This is a genomic window from Sphingopyxis sp. TUF1 (assembly GCF_036687315.1).
Lineage (GTDB): Bacteria > Pseudomonadota > Alphaproteobacteria > Sphingomonadales > Sphingomonadaceae > Sphingopyxis > Sphingopyxis kveilinensis.
In genome coordinates this window covers 3,138,092-3,152,643 of the sequence record NZ_CP144683.1, presented here as the reverse complement: position 1 = coordinate 3,152,643, position 14,552 = coordinate 3,138,092, and the positions used below count along the sequence as shown (strand labels likewise).

The 14,552-nt window shown below is 62.3% G+C and carries 12 protein-coding genes; 8 read left to right on the top strand and 4 right to left on the bottom strand.

Annotated elements, in window-relative coordinates; translation table 11 throughout:
• The first annotated feature begins 65 nt into the window (after positions 1-65).
• On the top strand, positions 66-1,298 hold the full coding sequence (locus VSX77_RS14800; protein ID WP_338425371.1) for an ATP-binding protein: 1,233 nt from the start codon (positions 66-68) through the stop codon (positions 1,296-1,298).
• Here the strand turns inward: VSX77_RS14800 and VSX77_RS14795 are convergent.
• Positions 1,295-2,611, bottom strand: a complete 1,317-nt coding sequence (locus VSX77_RS14795) for an aspartate aminotransferase family protein (protein WP_338425370.1) — start codon at positions 2,609-2,611, stop codon at positions 1,295-1,297. The genes VSX77_RS14800 and VSX77_RS14795 overlap by 4 nt on opposite strands.
• A gap of 265 nt (positions 2,612-2,876) precedes the next feature.
• Here VSX77_RS14795 and VSX77_RS14790 point away from each other — a divergent pair, with 265 nt between their 5' ends.
• The 7 genes from VSX77_RS14790 (at position 2,877) to VSX77_RS14760 (ending at position 11,014) form a co-directional block, all read left to right on the top strand.
• The gene (locus VSX77_RS14790) at positions 2,877-4,223 is read left to right on the top strand and encodes a glutamine synthetase family protein (protein WP_338425369.1); all 1,347 of its coding nucleotides are present in this window, start codon (positions 2,877-2,879) and stop codon (positions 4,221-4,223) included.
• Between the two features lie 13 nt (positions 4,224-4,236).
• Positions 4,237-5,508: an NAD(P)/FAD-dependent oxidoreductase gene (locus VSX77_RS14785; protein WP_338425368.1), complete on the top strand. Its 1,272-nt coding sequence runs from the start codon at positions 4,237-4,239 to the stop codon at positions 5,506-5,508.
• A gap of 13 nt (positions 5,509-5,521) precedes the next feature.
• Positions 5,522-6,913: a glutamine synthetase family protein gene (locus tag VSX77_RS14780; protein WP_338425367.1), complete on the top strand. Its 1,392-nt coding sequence runs from the start codon at positions 5,522-5,524 to the stop codon at positions 6,911-6,913.
• A 92-nt stretch (positions 6,914-7,005) separates the two neighbouring features.
• A complete protein-coding gene (locus VSX77_RS14775; RefSeq protein WP_338425366.1) occupies positions 7,006-8,112 on the top strand; it encodes an ABC transporter substrate-binding protein in 1,107 nt (368 codons plus the stop codon).
• Positions 8,113-8,133: 21 nt separating this feature from the next.
• Positions 8,134-9,039, top strand: a complete 906-nt coding sequence (locus VSX77_RS14770; RefSeq protein WP_338425365.1) for an ABC transporter permease — start codon at positions 8,134-8,136, stop codon at positions 9,037-9,039.
• Positions 9,039-9,881 (top strand): ABC transporter permease, encoded by an 843-nt coding sequence (locus VSX77_RS14765; RefSeq protein WP_338425364.1) that lies wholly within the window; start codon positions 9,039-9,041, stop codon positions 9,879-9,881. Before VSX77_RS14770 ends, VSX77_RS14765 begins: the two co-directional genes overlap by 1 nt.
• A 2-nt stretch (positions 9,882-9,883) precedes the next feature.
• A complete protein-coding gene (locus VSX77_RS14760) occupies positions 9,884-11,014 on the top strand; it encodes an ABC transporter ATP-binding protein (RefSeq protein ID WP_338425363.1) in 1,131 nt (376 codons plus the stop codon).
• A 95-nt stretch (positions 11,015-11,109) separates the two neighbouring features.
• Here the strand turns inward: VSX77_RS14760 and VSX77_RS14755 are convergent, their stop codons facing one another.
• From VSX77_RS14755 to VSX77_RS14745, 3 genes are all read right to left on the bottom strand, one after another.
• Positions 11,110-12,051 carry a DUF808 domain-containing protein gene (locus VSX77_RS14755; RefSeq protein WP_338425362.1) on the bottom strand — a complete coding sequence of 314 codons (942 nt, stop codon included), beginning with the start codon at positions 12,049-12,051 and terminating at the stop codon, positions 11,110-11,112.
• Positions 12,052-12,193: 142 nt separating this feature from the next.
• A complete protein-coding gene (locus VSX77_RS14750; RefSeq protein WP_338425361.1) occupies positions 12,194-13,567 on the bottom strand; it encodes an aspartate aminotransferase family protein in 1,374 nt (457 codons plus the stop codon).
• Positions 13,568-13,749: 182 nt separating this feature from the next.
• Positions 13,750-14,490: a gamma-glutamyl-gamma-aminobutyrate hydrolase family protein gene (locus tag VSX77_RS14745; protein WP_338425360.1), complete on the bottom strand. Its 741-nt coding sequence runs from the start codon at positions 14,488-14,490 to the stop codon at positions 13,750-13,752.
• Positions 14,491-14,552 lie beyond the last annotated feature (62 nt).

Here is a 14,552-nt window from a genome sequence, read left to right as displayed (position 1 = left end):
CGAAAGCCTTAACGCACGCAAAGCCGCTTGCGTGCAACCCCTGCTTCATGCCACCCGGGCGGCGCATGTTCGATCGCCTGTCCAGCCTTGTCATCGCCATGACGCTCATCGCCATCGCGGCGATCTTTGCAGCATTGGCAGGGGGCGATCTCTTGGCGATCGCGATGATGGGGGTCGCGGGCTTCGTCGCCGCTATGACCGTCTATGGCGCGATGCCCGCGGCAGCGCCCGACAGCCGCCCCGGGGAAATTGTGCCTGCGGAGACGCCCCCGCCCTCCTTTTTGCGCCACCCCGACTTTGCGCGGTGGGTGGATCAGGAGAAGGAACCGCTGCTCGGCGTCGCGGACAATATTGTCGCAATCGCCAACGATGCGGCGATCCGGCTGCTCGGCAGGCATATCGTCGGCGCGGACATCCGGACCGCGATCCGCCATCCGGTCGCTACCGAATGGCTGTCGCAGATCGATGGCGACGCGCCGCTGGAAACGATCAGTCTCGCCGATTACCCGCGCGCCGGCCAGCGGTGGACGATGCGCATCGCCGCGCTGTCGAAAGGCGAGCGGATCGTCTTTCTGTCTGACCGCTCGGCAATCGACGCCGCCGACCGGATGCGGTCCGACTTCGTCGCCAACGCCAGCCATGAACTGCGCACGCCGCTTGCGGCGATACTCGGCTATGTTGAAACGCTGCAGGACATGAACGGCGAAGCGGATGGCGCGACGCGGAATCGTTTCCTGTCGATCATCGAGCGCGAGGCGCGACGGATGCAGCAGCTCGTGATCGACCTGCTTTCGATCTCGCGGGTCGAGGCCGACCGCTTCCGCCGCCCGACCGCACAGGTCGACCTTGCCGCCATCGTCCGGCACACAATCTTCCAATTGCGAGACAGCGAAAATGCGCGCGCAAAGGATATTGTCGCGAAATTCGGGGACGAGCCGCTGCCGATGCTCGGCGACGAAGCGCAACTCGGACAGCTCGCGCACAATATCGTTTCCAACGCGATGAAATATGGCCGCCCCGGCACGCCGGTGACAGTCGAACTGCTACGCGAAGGCCAACGCGCGCGTTTGTCAGTCCGCGACGAGGGCGACGGTATCGCCCCCGATCATCTGCCGCGCCTGACCGAGCGCTTCTATCGCGTCGACGAAGCGCGCAGCCGCTCGGTCGGCGGCACCGGGCTCGGCCTCGCCATCGTAAAACACATCAGCGAGCGCCATCAGGGTCAGCTCGACATCGAAAGCGAGCTGGGCAAAGGCACTACGGTGTCGGTGACCTTTCCCCTCGCCGCCGACGCCTAATCGATCCGGTCGAGCAGCTCGGCAATCTTCCCGAACATCGCGTCGATCTGATCCTTCTCGACGATCAGAGGGGGCGACAGCGCGATGATGTCGCCCGTCGCGCGGACGAGCAGGCCGTTGTCGAAACAAGCGTGGAACAGCTCCATCGCGCGCGCGGTCGGTGCGCCGGGGCGGGGTTCGAGTTCGATGCCTGCTACCAGCCCGATCGTACGGATGTCGATGACGTGCCGCCGCCCTTTCAGGCTATGCGCGGCATCCTCCCAATAGGCGCCAAGCTCACTCGCACGGTCGAACAGTCCGTCGCGCGCATAAAGGTCGAGTGTCGCTAGCCCCGCGGCGCTCGCCAGGGGATGCCCCGAATAGGTGTAGCCGTGGAACAGTTCGATCCCGCCCGGCGCGTTGTCAATCACCACGTCGTGCAACTCGCGTTTCACCGCCACCGCCCCCATCGGCACGGCGGCGTTGGTGAGCCCCTTGGCCATCGTCATGATGTCGGGAATCACACCCCATGTCCCCGCAGCGGTCGCGCCGCCGACGCGGCCAAAGGCGGTGATGACCTCGTCGAAGATCAGAATGATCCCGTGCCGGTCGCAAATCTCGCGCAGCCGCTGAAGATAGCCGAGCGGGGGCACGAGGACGCCGGTCGACCCCGCCATCGGTTCGACGATCACCGCCGCGATCGTCTCGGCGCCGTGCAGGTCGACCAGGCGCTGCAGATCATCCGCAAGCTCGGCGCCATGCTGGGGAAAGCCGCGCGTAAACGCATTGCGTTGCAAGTCATGCGTATGGCGAAGATGATCGACGCCGGGCAGGCCGCCGCCAAAAGCGCGGCGATTGTTCACCAGCCCGCCAACGCTGATCCCGCCGAAACCCGTGCCATGATAGCCGCGCTCGCGCCCGATCAGCCGGGTGCGCGTCCCCTGCCCCTTTGCGCGCTGGATTGCGAGCGCGATTTTCAGCGCCGTATCCACCGATTCCGACCCGCTGTTGGTAAAGAATATGCGATCGAGACCGTCGGGCATCAAATCGGCGAGACGCTGCGCCAGTTCAAAGGGCAGTGGGTGCCCCAGCTGAAACGTCGGCGCGAAGTCGAGCGTCGCCGCGGTCCTCGCGATCGCCTCGGCGATCTCCGGACGGCAATGGCCGGCGTTGCTGCACCACAGGCCGGCGGTGCCATCGAGTATGTCGCGCCCGTCGCTCGACCGGTAATACATACCGCTCGCCGCGACGAGTTGGCGCGGGTTTGCCTTGAACGCGCGGTTCGCGGTAAAGGGCATCCAGAAACTTGCCAGCTGGTCGTTGTCGCCCCTCATCGCCGCATATCTCCGAATATCGTCGTTGCAAGGAGCGCAGCGACGAAGCAATCTCCAGCCATCGGTACTGTGCGGGGCCGAAGACAGGAGATTGCTTCGCTTCGCTCGCAATGACGAGGGTTGGTTTGATCCGCAATCTGGCCAGCGATCGCCCAACTGGCAACAGCGAAAATGGCCAATACAAGGGACCTCTGGCGCTTGACGGCGCCTTGCGATAGGCTGACGGTCCACAAAGGGGCCGGCTCCTCGGCCCAATCGGGGGCGCATGTCAGTCAATCTCGAACAATGGATCAGCGACCATAATATCGACGAAGTCGAATGCATCGTGCCCGACATCAACGGGGTTCAGCGCGGCAAGGTGTTGCCTGCGCGCAAATTCCTGACCTCGGTCAAGGACAAGTCGCTGCGCATTCCGGGCAGCGTCTTCATCTGCACGATCGACGGCCATTATCCCGAAGACATCGACGACATCTGGGACAAGGATCCGGACAAATATCTGATCGCCGATCCCGACACGATCTGCGTCGCGCCGGGCTTTACCTCGCCGACCGCCTTCGTCATCGCCGACGCCTTCAACGGCGACGGGACCGAAGTCGACATCGCGCCGCGCACGATCCTCAAAAAAGTGCTCGGGCTCTACGCCGAAAAAGGCTGGAAACCGATCATCGCACCCGAGGTCGAATTCTATCTCGTGTCGCAGAATACCGACCCCGATTTCCCGCTGACCCCGCCCACCGGCCAGTCGGGCCGCGCCGAGACCGCGAGCCAGCCCTATGGGCTGGAGGCGATGAACGAATATGAGGATATCATCGACCATATCTATGACGATTGCGAGCTGATGGGCCTCACGATCGACACGATGATCCATGAAATGGGTGCCGCGCAGCTGGAGGTGAACTTTAACCACGGCGACCCGCTGCGCCTTGCCGACGAAGTCTTCCTGTTCAAGCGCGCCGTGCGCAATGTGGCCAAGACGCACGGCGTCTATGCAACCTTCATGGCGAACCCGATGGCGGGCCAGCCCGGCAGCGCGATGCACATCCACCAGTCGGTCGTCGATGCCGACACGGGGCGCAACCTGTTCGCCACCGCCAACGGCCGCGACAGTGCGGCCTTTCGGTCCTATGTCGCGGGGCTGATCCGCTTCATGCCGCAAATCTCGCCGATGTGGGCGCCCAATGTGAACAGTTTTCGCCGGATGCGCCCCGACAGCGCTGCACCGATCAATGTCCAGTGGGGCGTCGACAATCGCTCGTGCGGTTTCCGCATCCCGGTGTCGGACAAGAATAACCGCCGCGTCGAAAACCGCCTACCGGGCGCCGACAGCAATCCTTATCTGGCGATCGCCGCGTCGCTGGTGTGCGGTTATATCGGCATCGTCGACCGCATGGTCCCGCCCAAACCGATCACCGGCAGCGCCTATAACCGCGCGCGCACATTGCCGCGCACACTCGAAGCCGCGCTCGACCGTTTCAGCTCGTGCAAGAAAGTGCGCAATCTGCTCGGCGACGATTTCTTCGAGATCTTCTATGCCGTGAAGGATTATGAGCTGTTCAACTATCAGTCGGTGGTGTCGAGCTGGGAGCGTGAACATCTGCTGATGCGGGTCTGAACCGGGCGCGGCTATGACCGATCCGCTGAACAACAGCTATTATGTCGCGACCGCGCATCCTTGGCGCTCGCGTTTTTTAGCGACGGACGATCTGGAATGCGACGTCGCTGTGATCGGCGGCGGCTTTACGGGCCTTTCGGCCGCTTTGGCCTGTGCGGAGCGTGGTTTTTCGGTAGTCCTCGTCGAGACCAAACAGATCGGCTTCGGTGCATCGGGCCGTAATGGCGGACAGCTTATTCCGGGCCTCCGCTGGTCGGGGTCGGAACTGGAGTTTGAATTCGGCCGCGACTGCGCCAACGCACTGTTCGACCTGTGCTGGCGCGACAATCGTGTGAAGGCGCGGATTGCCAAACACGGCATCGATTGCGACCTGAAATCCGGTCATCTCGAAGCAGCGTGGACGACACAGGATTTCGACGCAATGCGGCGCGAGGCCGAATTTCTGGCAACGCGCTTCGGTTATGAGGCCGAAGTTGTCGCGAAGGCCGGTATGGCCGCGCACATTGCCAGCCCACTTTATCATGGAGGTGTCCATGATCCGCAGGGCGGCCATTTTCATCCGCTGAACTATGTCCTCGGTCTAGCAACGGCGGCGGAGACAATTGGGGTGTGCATCCTGGAGGATGAACGCGTGGAAAGAGTTATAGACTTGAGCGACGGCTCGAGCGCGCTGTTCACAACACGGGGCATCATCGAAGCTCGTTATGTAATCAACGCCACCGACAGCTGGATCGGTGAGGTTGATCCCGACCTCGGCCGTTACACCGTGCCGATCATGAACTATAACATCGCAACCGCGCCGCTCGCGAACGCCGACGCGCTGCTCCCCAGCGATGCTGCGGTTGCTGACAGTCGCTTCGTCCTCAATTATTTCCGTCTGTCGACCGACAAGCGCCTCATTTTCGGCGGCGGCGAGCGTTACTCGCAGACGCCGCCGCGTGACATCGCCGCGTTCGTGAAGCCTTTCATGTCCGAAGTGTTTCCGCAGATCGCCGATACGCCGATCGAATACGGCTGGGGCGGTGCGGTCGCGGTGACGATGAACCGGCTGCCGCATATCGGGCGGCGCGGAAACGTCTTTTTCGCGCACGGCTTTTCGGGGCACGGCGCGCTGGTGACGACGCTTGCGGGCGAACTCATTGCCGAGGCGATGGCGGGAACGGCGGAGCGGTTCGACGTGCTGGCGACCCTTCCCTCGCGCCCCTTTCCCGGCGGCAAATGGCTGCGGCGCCCCCTCGCTACGCTGGGGTTGCTCTGGTATGCGCTACGCGACCGGCTGGGGTAAGGAGCAAAACGCAATGTCGAAGTCATCGGGGGTGATCGCGCCGCGCTCGGAAGCCGAGGCCTTTTTCAGGGCGAACCCCGACATCGATGCGATCGAGATGATTTATACCGACATGGGCGGTGTTCCCCGCGGCAAGCGGCTACGCCAGCATGAAGTGATGGCGGTCTACGAAAGCGGACGCATGTTTCCCGGATCGATCACCGTCGTCGACATTACCGGACAGGATACGGTCGAAACGGGCCTCGTGTGGGAAGATGGCGACGCCGATCGCTCGATGAAGCCGATTCCCGGCACGCTCGTCCGAACGCCTTGGGGCGGCGACGGAGCGGCGCAGTTTCTCGTCGATTTCTACGAGCTCGACGGCACGCCGCACGACCTCGATCCGCGCCATGTGCTCGGCCGCGTGATCGACCGATTCACCGCTGACGGGCTGAGCCCGGTGCTCGCGGTCGAGCTCGAATTCTATCTCGTCGATCCGCGCCGCGCGCGGGACGGCGGCATTCGCCCCGCGCGCCCCGGCTACAGCCGCAGCGCGCCGCGCAATGTCGAGGTTTATGGCCTGCGCGAACTCGATGATTTCCGTCCCTTTTTCGACGCGCTTTACGCCGCGACCGATGTTCAGGGTCTGCCGCTCGAAAGCGCCATCAGCGAATTTGCCCCCGGCCAGTTCGAGCTGACTTTGCGCCACAAGCCCGACGCGCTGCGCGCCGCCGACGATGCGATCATGTACAAAAGGCTGGTCAAGGCGATTGCCCAGCAACACGGCCTCGAAGCGACTTTCATGGCCAAGCCCTTCGGCGACCAGGCGGGCAGCGGGATGCATATCCATGTCTCGGTCAACGACGCCGAAGGCAAAAATATCTTCGCGAGCGAAGATCCCGAGGGTAGCGACGCGCTGCGCCACGCCATCGGCGGGATGATCGGCAGCGTCGGCGATGCCTTCGCGCTTTTCGCCCCCCACGCGAACAGCTATCGGCGTTTCAAGGCGAACAGCTACGCCCCCGTCGCGCCGACCTGGGGCGTCAACAACCGGACCGTTTCCTTCCGCATTCCCGCCGGGCCGCCGACGAGCCGCCATGTCGAGCATCGCGCCTGCGGCGCCGACGCCAATCCCTATCTCGCGGTCGCGGCGGTGCTTGCCGGGATGCACCATGGCATGACGACCAAAGCCGACCCCGGCGCCGCGGTCGTCGGCAACGGCTATGACCGCGACGGTTCTGGCGACGACAAGCCGCCGTCCAACTGGTTCACCGCGGTCGATCGCTTCCACGCCTCGAAATTGATGCGCAATTATCTGGGCGAGCGGTTCGTCGACATGTTCAGCATCGTCAAGCGCGTCGAACAGGATAATTATTTCAGCGTCGTACCCACACTCGATTATGATTGGTATCTGCGCAACGCATGAAAGTTTCATGAAATCTTGGTGCGGCGCAAATAAGCCTCTTTCCAAGCCGCGTTTAATGAGTCAGCTTGCCTCTTCAAACAGGGAGGCTGGCCATGGATTTCAACGAACTGATCAAGCAGACCCGCGGGCGCCGCTCGCTCCTTCAGGCGCTCGGCGTCGCTGCTGTCGGGATCAGTTTCGGTGGCCTTGCCGCGTGCAGCAAGGAAGGCGGCAAGACGCTCGCGAACGGCGAAGAGGCGAAGCTCAACTTCTATAATTGGGACACCTATATCGGCGAGACCACGCTCGCCGATTTCGAGGAAGCGACGGGCGTCGCGGTAACGATGGACCTGTTCGACAGCAACGACGTGCTGTTCGCCAAGTTCAAGGCCGGCAATCCCGGCTATGACGTCATCGTGCCGTCGAACGACTTCGTCGAGCGGATGAGCAAGGCCGACATGCTGATGCCGCTCGACCACAGCCTCATACCGAACATGAAGAATATCGATGCGGCCTATATCAACGTCGAATATGACCTGCAGCGCGAATTTTCGATGCCTTACACCTGGCTCGCGCTTGGCATCGGTTATCGCAAGTCGAAAGTGTCGGCGACCCCCGACAGCTGGAAGGTGCTTTTCGACAGCCCCGAATATGCCGGGCGCATCGCCTGGCTGTCGGAGGCAGGCGACATGTTCCGCCTCTACGGCAAATATCTCGGAAAATCGGTAAATTCGCTGACCCCCGCCGACATTGCGACGATCGAGCGGATGATGATCAAGCAAAAGCCCAATGTGAAGAAATTCCACGAGGATGACGGGCAGGATCTGCTGCTGAAAGGCGATGTCGACGTTGTGCTCGAATATAATGGCGACATCGCGCAGGCGATGGTCGAGGATGACGACATCGACTTCGTCATCCCCAAGGAGGGCAGCCAGCTCAATTCGGACAATCTCTGCATTCCGAAGGGCGCGCCGCATCCCAAGAACGCCCACGCGTTTATCAACTATATCCTCGACGCGAACGTCGACAAGCATATCACCGAGACGATTCTGTATCCGACGCCCAACAGCGCGGCAAAGGCGCTGATGCCCGACAGTTACAAGAACAATCCGGTGATCTTCCCGCCTGCCGATGTGCTCGCCAAATGCGAATATGCGCGCTTCAATCCCGAGCTTCAGCCGCTGTTCGAAGAAGCATTCACGCGCGTGCGCGCGGCCTGACGCAATCAAGGGGCGGCGGGGGTGGCCGAACAGGATTGGAAAACCAACAAGCGCGTTTTCGCGGCGGTGTCGCTACCCACGCTACTGTGGGTACTGCTCTTCTTCGTCATCCCCATGGCGATCGTCTGGCTCTACAGCTTTGGCGAGAACCGGGGGCTGACCGAAATCGCCATTTCGGGCACGCTCGACAATTACAAGCGCGCGACCGAATGGCTCTACCTCACCATTTTCGGCAAGAGTTTCGCGGTCGCCGCGCTCGTTACGCTAGTCTGCCTGATCGTCGGCTTTCCGGTCGCGATGGCAATCACCTTCGCGAGCGAGAAATGGCGCCCATGGCTGCTGCTCGGCATCATGCTGCCCTTCTGGACCAACCTGCTTATCCGCACCTATGCGCTGATGATGCTGCTCGGCACGCAGGGCTTCGCCAACAAGGGCCTCGGCGTTCTTTGGGAAGGCGCAAGCTGGATGAAGGCGCTCGTCGGGCTCCAGCCGCTCCCGACGTGGGAGCCGGTCGAGCTGCTCTTCAACAATTTCGCGGTCGTCTTCGGGCTGGTCTATGTCCACCTGCCCTTCATGGTGCTCCCGCTCTATGCGGCACTCGACCGGCTCGACCGGAGCCTGATCGAGGCGAGCCTCGATCTGGGCGCCGGTCATTTCCGCACGATCATGCGCATCGTCGTCCCGCTCGCGGCGCCGGGCATCATTGCCGGGGTAATGATCACGCTGATCCCCGCGCTCGGCGCCTATCTCACCCCCGATCTCATGGGCGGCACCGACAGCCAGATGATTGCAAACGTGATCGAACGTCAGTTCAAGAAAGCGAATGACTGGCCGTTCGGCGCGGCGCTGTCCTTTCTGCTCATCTACGCGATGTTCATCCTCATCGCATTGCAATCGATGCGCCGCAAAGTGCCGGAAGCGCATTGATGGCGCTCTTTGCCCGCACCCCGCGCGCGCCACTCGAATACAGCCGGACGCTGTGGATGCGGCTGTGGGTCGGCGCGGTGATGGTATTTCTGTACGCGCCGCTCGTCGTGCTGATGATCTTCAGCTTCAACGACAGCAAGCGCAACGTCGTATGGCGCGGCTTCACGACCAAATACTATGAAAAGGCGCTCGGCAACGACCAGCTGGTCGAGGCGCTCGTCAACTCGCTTACCATCGCCGCGCTAGCCACGATCGCGAGCCTTGTTCTCGGGGCCGTTGCGGCGGTGATGCTCTGGCGCTTCCGTTTCTCGCTGAAAGGCGTGGTCGACGGCACGATCTCGCTGCCGATCATCGTTCCCGAAATCTGCCTCGGCGTTGCTTTCCTGATGTTTTTCGCGGCGATCGGCTGGCCCACCGATCTCGTCTGGCCATTCAATCTCGGCGCGATCACCATCGCGCACATCACCTTCTGCTTCCCCTTCGTCACCATGGTCGTCCGCTCGCGCCTTGCAAGCTTCAACCGCGAACAGGAGGAGGCCGCCAAAGACTTGGGCGCAAGCGAATGGCAGGTATTCCGCGACGTGCTGATCCCGCACATGAAACCCGCGCTCGTCGCCGGGGCACTGCTGTCCTTCACCTTGAGCCTCGACGATTTCGTCATCACCTATTTCACGAGCGGCCCCGACACGATCACCTTCCCCGTGAAGGTCTATTCGATGGTCCGCTTCTCGGTGACGCCCGAGGTCAACGCGGCGTCGACGCTGCTCATCATTCTCACCGTCGTCCTGACCTTTGTCGCGCTGAAAGCGCAGGGCGTGAAAGCCATTGCGGAAACCCACTGACCATGACCGAACTCGCCAAACCGATCATCCAAATCCAGAATGTCTCCAAACGCTTCGGGAAGGTGACCGCGGTCGACAATGTCAGTCTCGACATCAATGCGGGCGAATTTTTCGTTCTGCTCGGCCCATCGGGTTGCGGCAAGACGACGCTGCTCCGCATGATCGCAGGATTCGAACTGCCGAGCGAGGGGCGCATCCTGATCGACGGTCAGGACATGGCCGGCATCCCGCCGAACAAGCGCCCGGTGAACATGGTGTTTCAAAGCTATGCCGTGTTTCCGCACATGAGCGTTGCCGACAATGTTGCCTATGGCCTCAAGATCGCAGGCGTGAAGGGCGGCGAGGTCAGGGATCGTGTTGCCGAGGCGCTCGAGCTGGTCAAGCTTGGCGGGTTCGAAGGCCGGATGCCCGACCAGATGTCCGGCGGGCAACGCCAGCGTGTCGCGCTCGCACGCAGCCTGGTCATGCGCCCCAAGGTACTGCTGCTCGATGAACCGCTGTCGGCGCTCGACGCAAAGCTGCGCGCTCAGATGCAGTTCGAGCTCAGCGAATTGCAGGAAAAGGTCGGCATCACCTTCGTCACCGTTACCCACGATCAGGACGAAGCGCTTTCAATGGCGTGCCGGATCGCAGTGATCAACAAGGGTGACGTGTCGCAGCTCGCGACGCCGTCTGACCTCTATGAATATCCCGCCAATCGTTTCGTCGCCGATTTCGTCGGGTCGGTGAACATCTTCGAAGGCAAGCTGACCCTCGACGAACCCGACAAGGCGGCGGTCGATTGCCCCGGTCTCGGCAAAGTCTATCTCAACCACGGTGTCACCGGCCCGCACGGCGCCGATGTGTGGGTCGCGCTTCGGCCCGAGAAAATCTACCTCCACGTCCCCGGCGCGGGCAAGGCGGTCACCGCGGCGGCGCAGGATGCCCCCGACGGTCACAATTTCGCGCGCGGGTGCATCAAGGGCATGTCCTACCTCGGCGACATCACCCTGTTCGAGATCGAACTGGAATCAGGCGCGCGGCTCCGCGTGTCCCGTCCCAACCTGTCGCGCCACGATCAGGAAGATTTTACCTGGGACGACAAGGTGTCGATGCACTGGCGCGCCGACAGCCCGGTGGTGTTGCTGGGCTGACGGCTCGTCTGTCCGCCATCGTCACCCCGGACTTGATCCGGGGCCCATGACTTCGACGCCGCAATGGATCCCGGATCAAGTCCGGGATGACGAACTTAATGGGCAGCTGCCTTCTTGCCCGGTACCAGATGCAACGCGGCCACGATAACGCCGCCCAGAACCAGCCCGAAAACACCCGCGCCGCCGGCGTTGATCAGCCATTCCCACACCCCGGCGCCCGGCAATCCGCCCGCGACCTTATGCGCGAAATCATGCAGGCCATGACCCAGATTGCCGATGTGATATTCGTCGAGGCCGTGAAGGATGATCTGACCGCCGACCCACAGCATCGCGGCGGTGCCGATCGTTGCAAGCGCCGCCAGCAGCTTGGGCATAAAAGCGACAAGTCCACGCCCGATCGCGCGCCGGGCGTTGTGCCCTTCCTTCGCCATATGCAGCCCGATGTCGTCCATTTTCACGATCAGCCCGACAACGCCGTAAACGGCGATGGTAATGACAATTGCCACTACAATCAGCGTCGCCGCGCGCATCATCATTGCCTCGTCGAGCACCTCGTTGAGCGCAATCACCATGATTTCGGCCGACAGGATGAAATCGGTACGGATCGCGCCCTTGACCATTACCTCCTCATGGTTGGCATCGACGACCTCGGCAGCGTCTTCGGCCAGGCTGTGCTTCTTTGCCGCAAAGCTATGCCAGACCTTCTCGGCGCCCTCGAAACACAGATAGGCGCCGCCCACCATCAGCAACGGCGTGATCGCCCATTGCGCCACCGCCGATAGCAGGAGCAGCGCAGGCAAGATCAGCACCAGCTTGTTGAACATCGACCCTTTGGCGATCCGCCAGATGATCGGCAGCTCGCGGTTCGGTTGAAAACCCGTGACATAGCGCGGCGTCACCGCGGCATCGTCAACCACCACGCCCGCCGCCTTCACCCCCGCCTTCGACGCCGCGGCGCCAATGTCGTCGATGCTCGCCGCCGCCACTTTCGCGATTGTGGCGACATCGTCGAGCAGGGCAAAAAGGCCGGAGGGCATAAGCTATTGGTCTTTCTTCTATTCGGCGAGCGCGTTCAACATCCCTCTAGCCGTTCGTGTCGAGCGAAGTCGAGACACGTTGAGTTCGTGCTCCACTTCATATGTCTCGACTTCGCTCGACACGAACGGGATTAAAGATGTGTCAGAGCGCGCGCAGTTTCGGAAGCACCTCGTCGAGCGATTTGCGGATGATGGAAACCATCTCGTCGATCTGTTCGGTGGTGATGATTAGTGGCGGACACATGACCAGGCTGTCGCGGATGCCGCGCACCATCAGGCCGTTCGCGATGCACGCGTCGCGTGCCATCGGCCCTGCCGTGCCTTCAGCGCCGCCAAAGCGTGCGCGCGTTTCGTTGTCCGCCACGATTTCCACCGCGCCGAGTAGCCCGATCGAACGCGTCTCGCCGACCAGCGGATGATCGTTCAAGGTCGCAAGCCCCTTTGCCAGATGTGGCCCGGTCACGCTGCCCGTGCGCTCGACCAGTCCCTCGCGCTCGATGATCTCGATATTCTTGAGCGCGACCGCCGCCGCGACCGGATGGCCCGAATAGGTAAAACCATGGACAAAATCGCCGCCGGTCTTCAGCACCTCGACGACATGCGCGGCGACCGCCGTGGCGGAAATCGGCAGATAGCCTGACGACAGCCCCTTCGCCATTGGCGTCAGATCGGGCGAGAAGCCCATTGTTTCATGCCCCCACATTTTCCCCGTGCGACCGAAACCGCAGATCACCTCGTCGGCGACGAGGAGCAGGCCGTATTTGCGCACCACCGCCTCGACTTTCGGCCAATAGCCTTTGGGCGGAATGATGACGCCGCCGGCGCCCTGCACCGGTTCGCCGATAAACGCCGCGCAGTTTTCGGGGCCGACCTCGAGTATCTTGTCCTCGATCGCCTGGACGCAGGCGTCGCAGAACTCTTCCTCGGTCATCCCCTGACCTTCGCCGAAGAAATAGGGCTGGCGAACATGCTCGACGCCGGAGATCGGCAGATCGCCCTGCACATGCATCGCCTTCATCCCGCCGAGCGAAACCCCCGCGACGGTTGAACCATGATAGGCGTTCCAGCGGCTGATAAAGACGGTGCGCTTCGGCTCGCCCTTCAGCTTCCAATAATGGCGCACCATGCGGAACACAGTGTCGTTCGCTTCACTGCCCGATGCGTTGAAGAAGATGTGCGGCAGGCGATTACCGGTCAGCGACGCGATCTTCGCCGCGAGCGTCACCGTCGGCGGCGTCGCGGTCTTGAAGAAGGTGTTGTAAAAGGGCAGCTCGCGCATCTGCGCCGCCGCTGCCTCGACCAGCTCCTCGCGGCCATAACCGACGTTGACGCACCACAGCCCCGCCATCCCGTCGAGAATGCGGTGGCCGTCACCGTCGTGGATATAGCAACCCTGGGCATGGGTGATGATGCGGCTGCCGCCGAGTGTTTCGATTTCAGCCCAGTCGGCCTGAGCGGGAAGATGATGCGCGACGTCGAGGCGGCGTAGTTCGGCGATGTCGTGATTGCGGGGCATGAAAAACTCCTGATTCCGATAGACCGTTCGCATCGAGCGAAGTCGAGACGCCTCTCAACCTTGCGCTGCGACAATGGGTGTCTCGATTTCGCTCGACACGAGCGGAACGAGACCCGGGTTTTGAATTCAGGGCGAAAAGCTGATGCGTGCCAGATAGCGGTCGTAGCGGGTCACGCGGCGGTTCATAATGCGCCTCTTAACGCGCGGCCAAGCAGGTGGAAGTAAGTCTGGCTCTGCGTATTGGTGTCGGTTGCCCATTCGGGGTGCCATTGCACCGCGAGCAGCGGCGCGCCGTTCGGGCGCGCGCTATAGGCCTCGATCAGCCCGTCGGGCGCCCGCGCCTCGACCGCCAGTCCGTCGGCAAGATCACAAAGACCCTGATAATGCACCGAGTTCACCTCCAGCGACGGCGCGTTATAGGCCGACGCGAGCAGGCCGCCTTCGACCAGTTCGACCTTGTGCCGATGGTCGAACATCGCATCGAAAGAAACGCCCTCCGGCGCATGATGATGCAACAGCTCGGCGCTCGCCGACGTATCGCGGCGCAGCGTGCCCCCCAGTGCGACATTGATCTCCTGAAAGCCGCGGCAGATCCCGAACAGCGGCCGCTGCGCCGTGATCACTGCGTTAACCAGGTCGATCATCATCCGGTCGCGATCGGGGTCGAACGGCCCCTCGCCCGCATCCGCATCGCCATAATGGGCAGGCTCGACATTCGACGGTGTGCCCGTCAGCAACACGCCGTCGAGCCGCCCGACGACTTCGTCGGCGCGCATGAATTGAGGGAGCGAGGGAATGATGAGCGCGGCGCAATCGGCGTACCGCATCGCCGCGGTCGCATAACGGTTCATCACCGCCTGCGCGGTTTCGACACCGACGGTGCGGTTGCAGGCAATGATGCCAAGAACAGGGCGCGCGGACATGCGCCATAGCTGCCGTTTTTTGCCGGGCTGTGCCAGCGAAATGTACGGCGTGTGCGATAGCC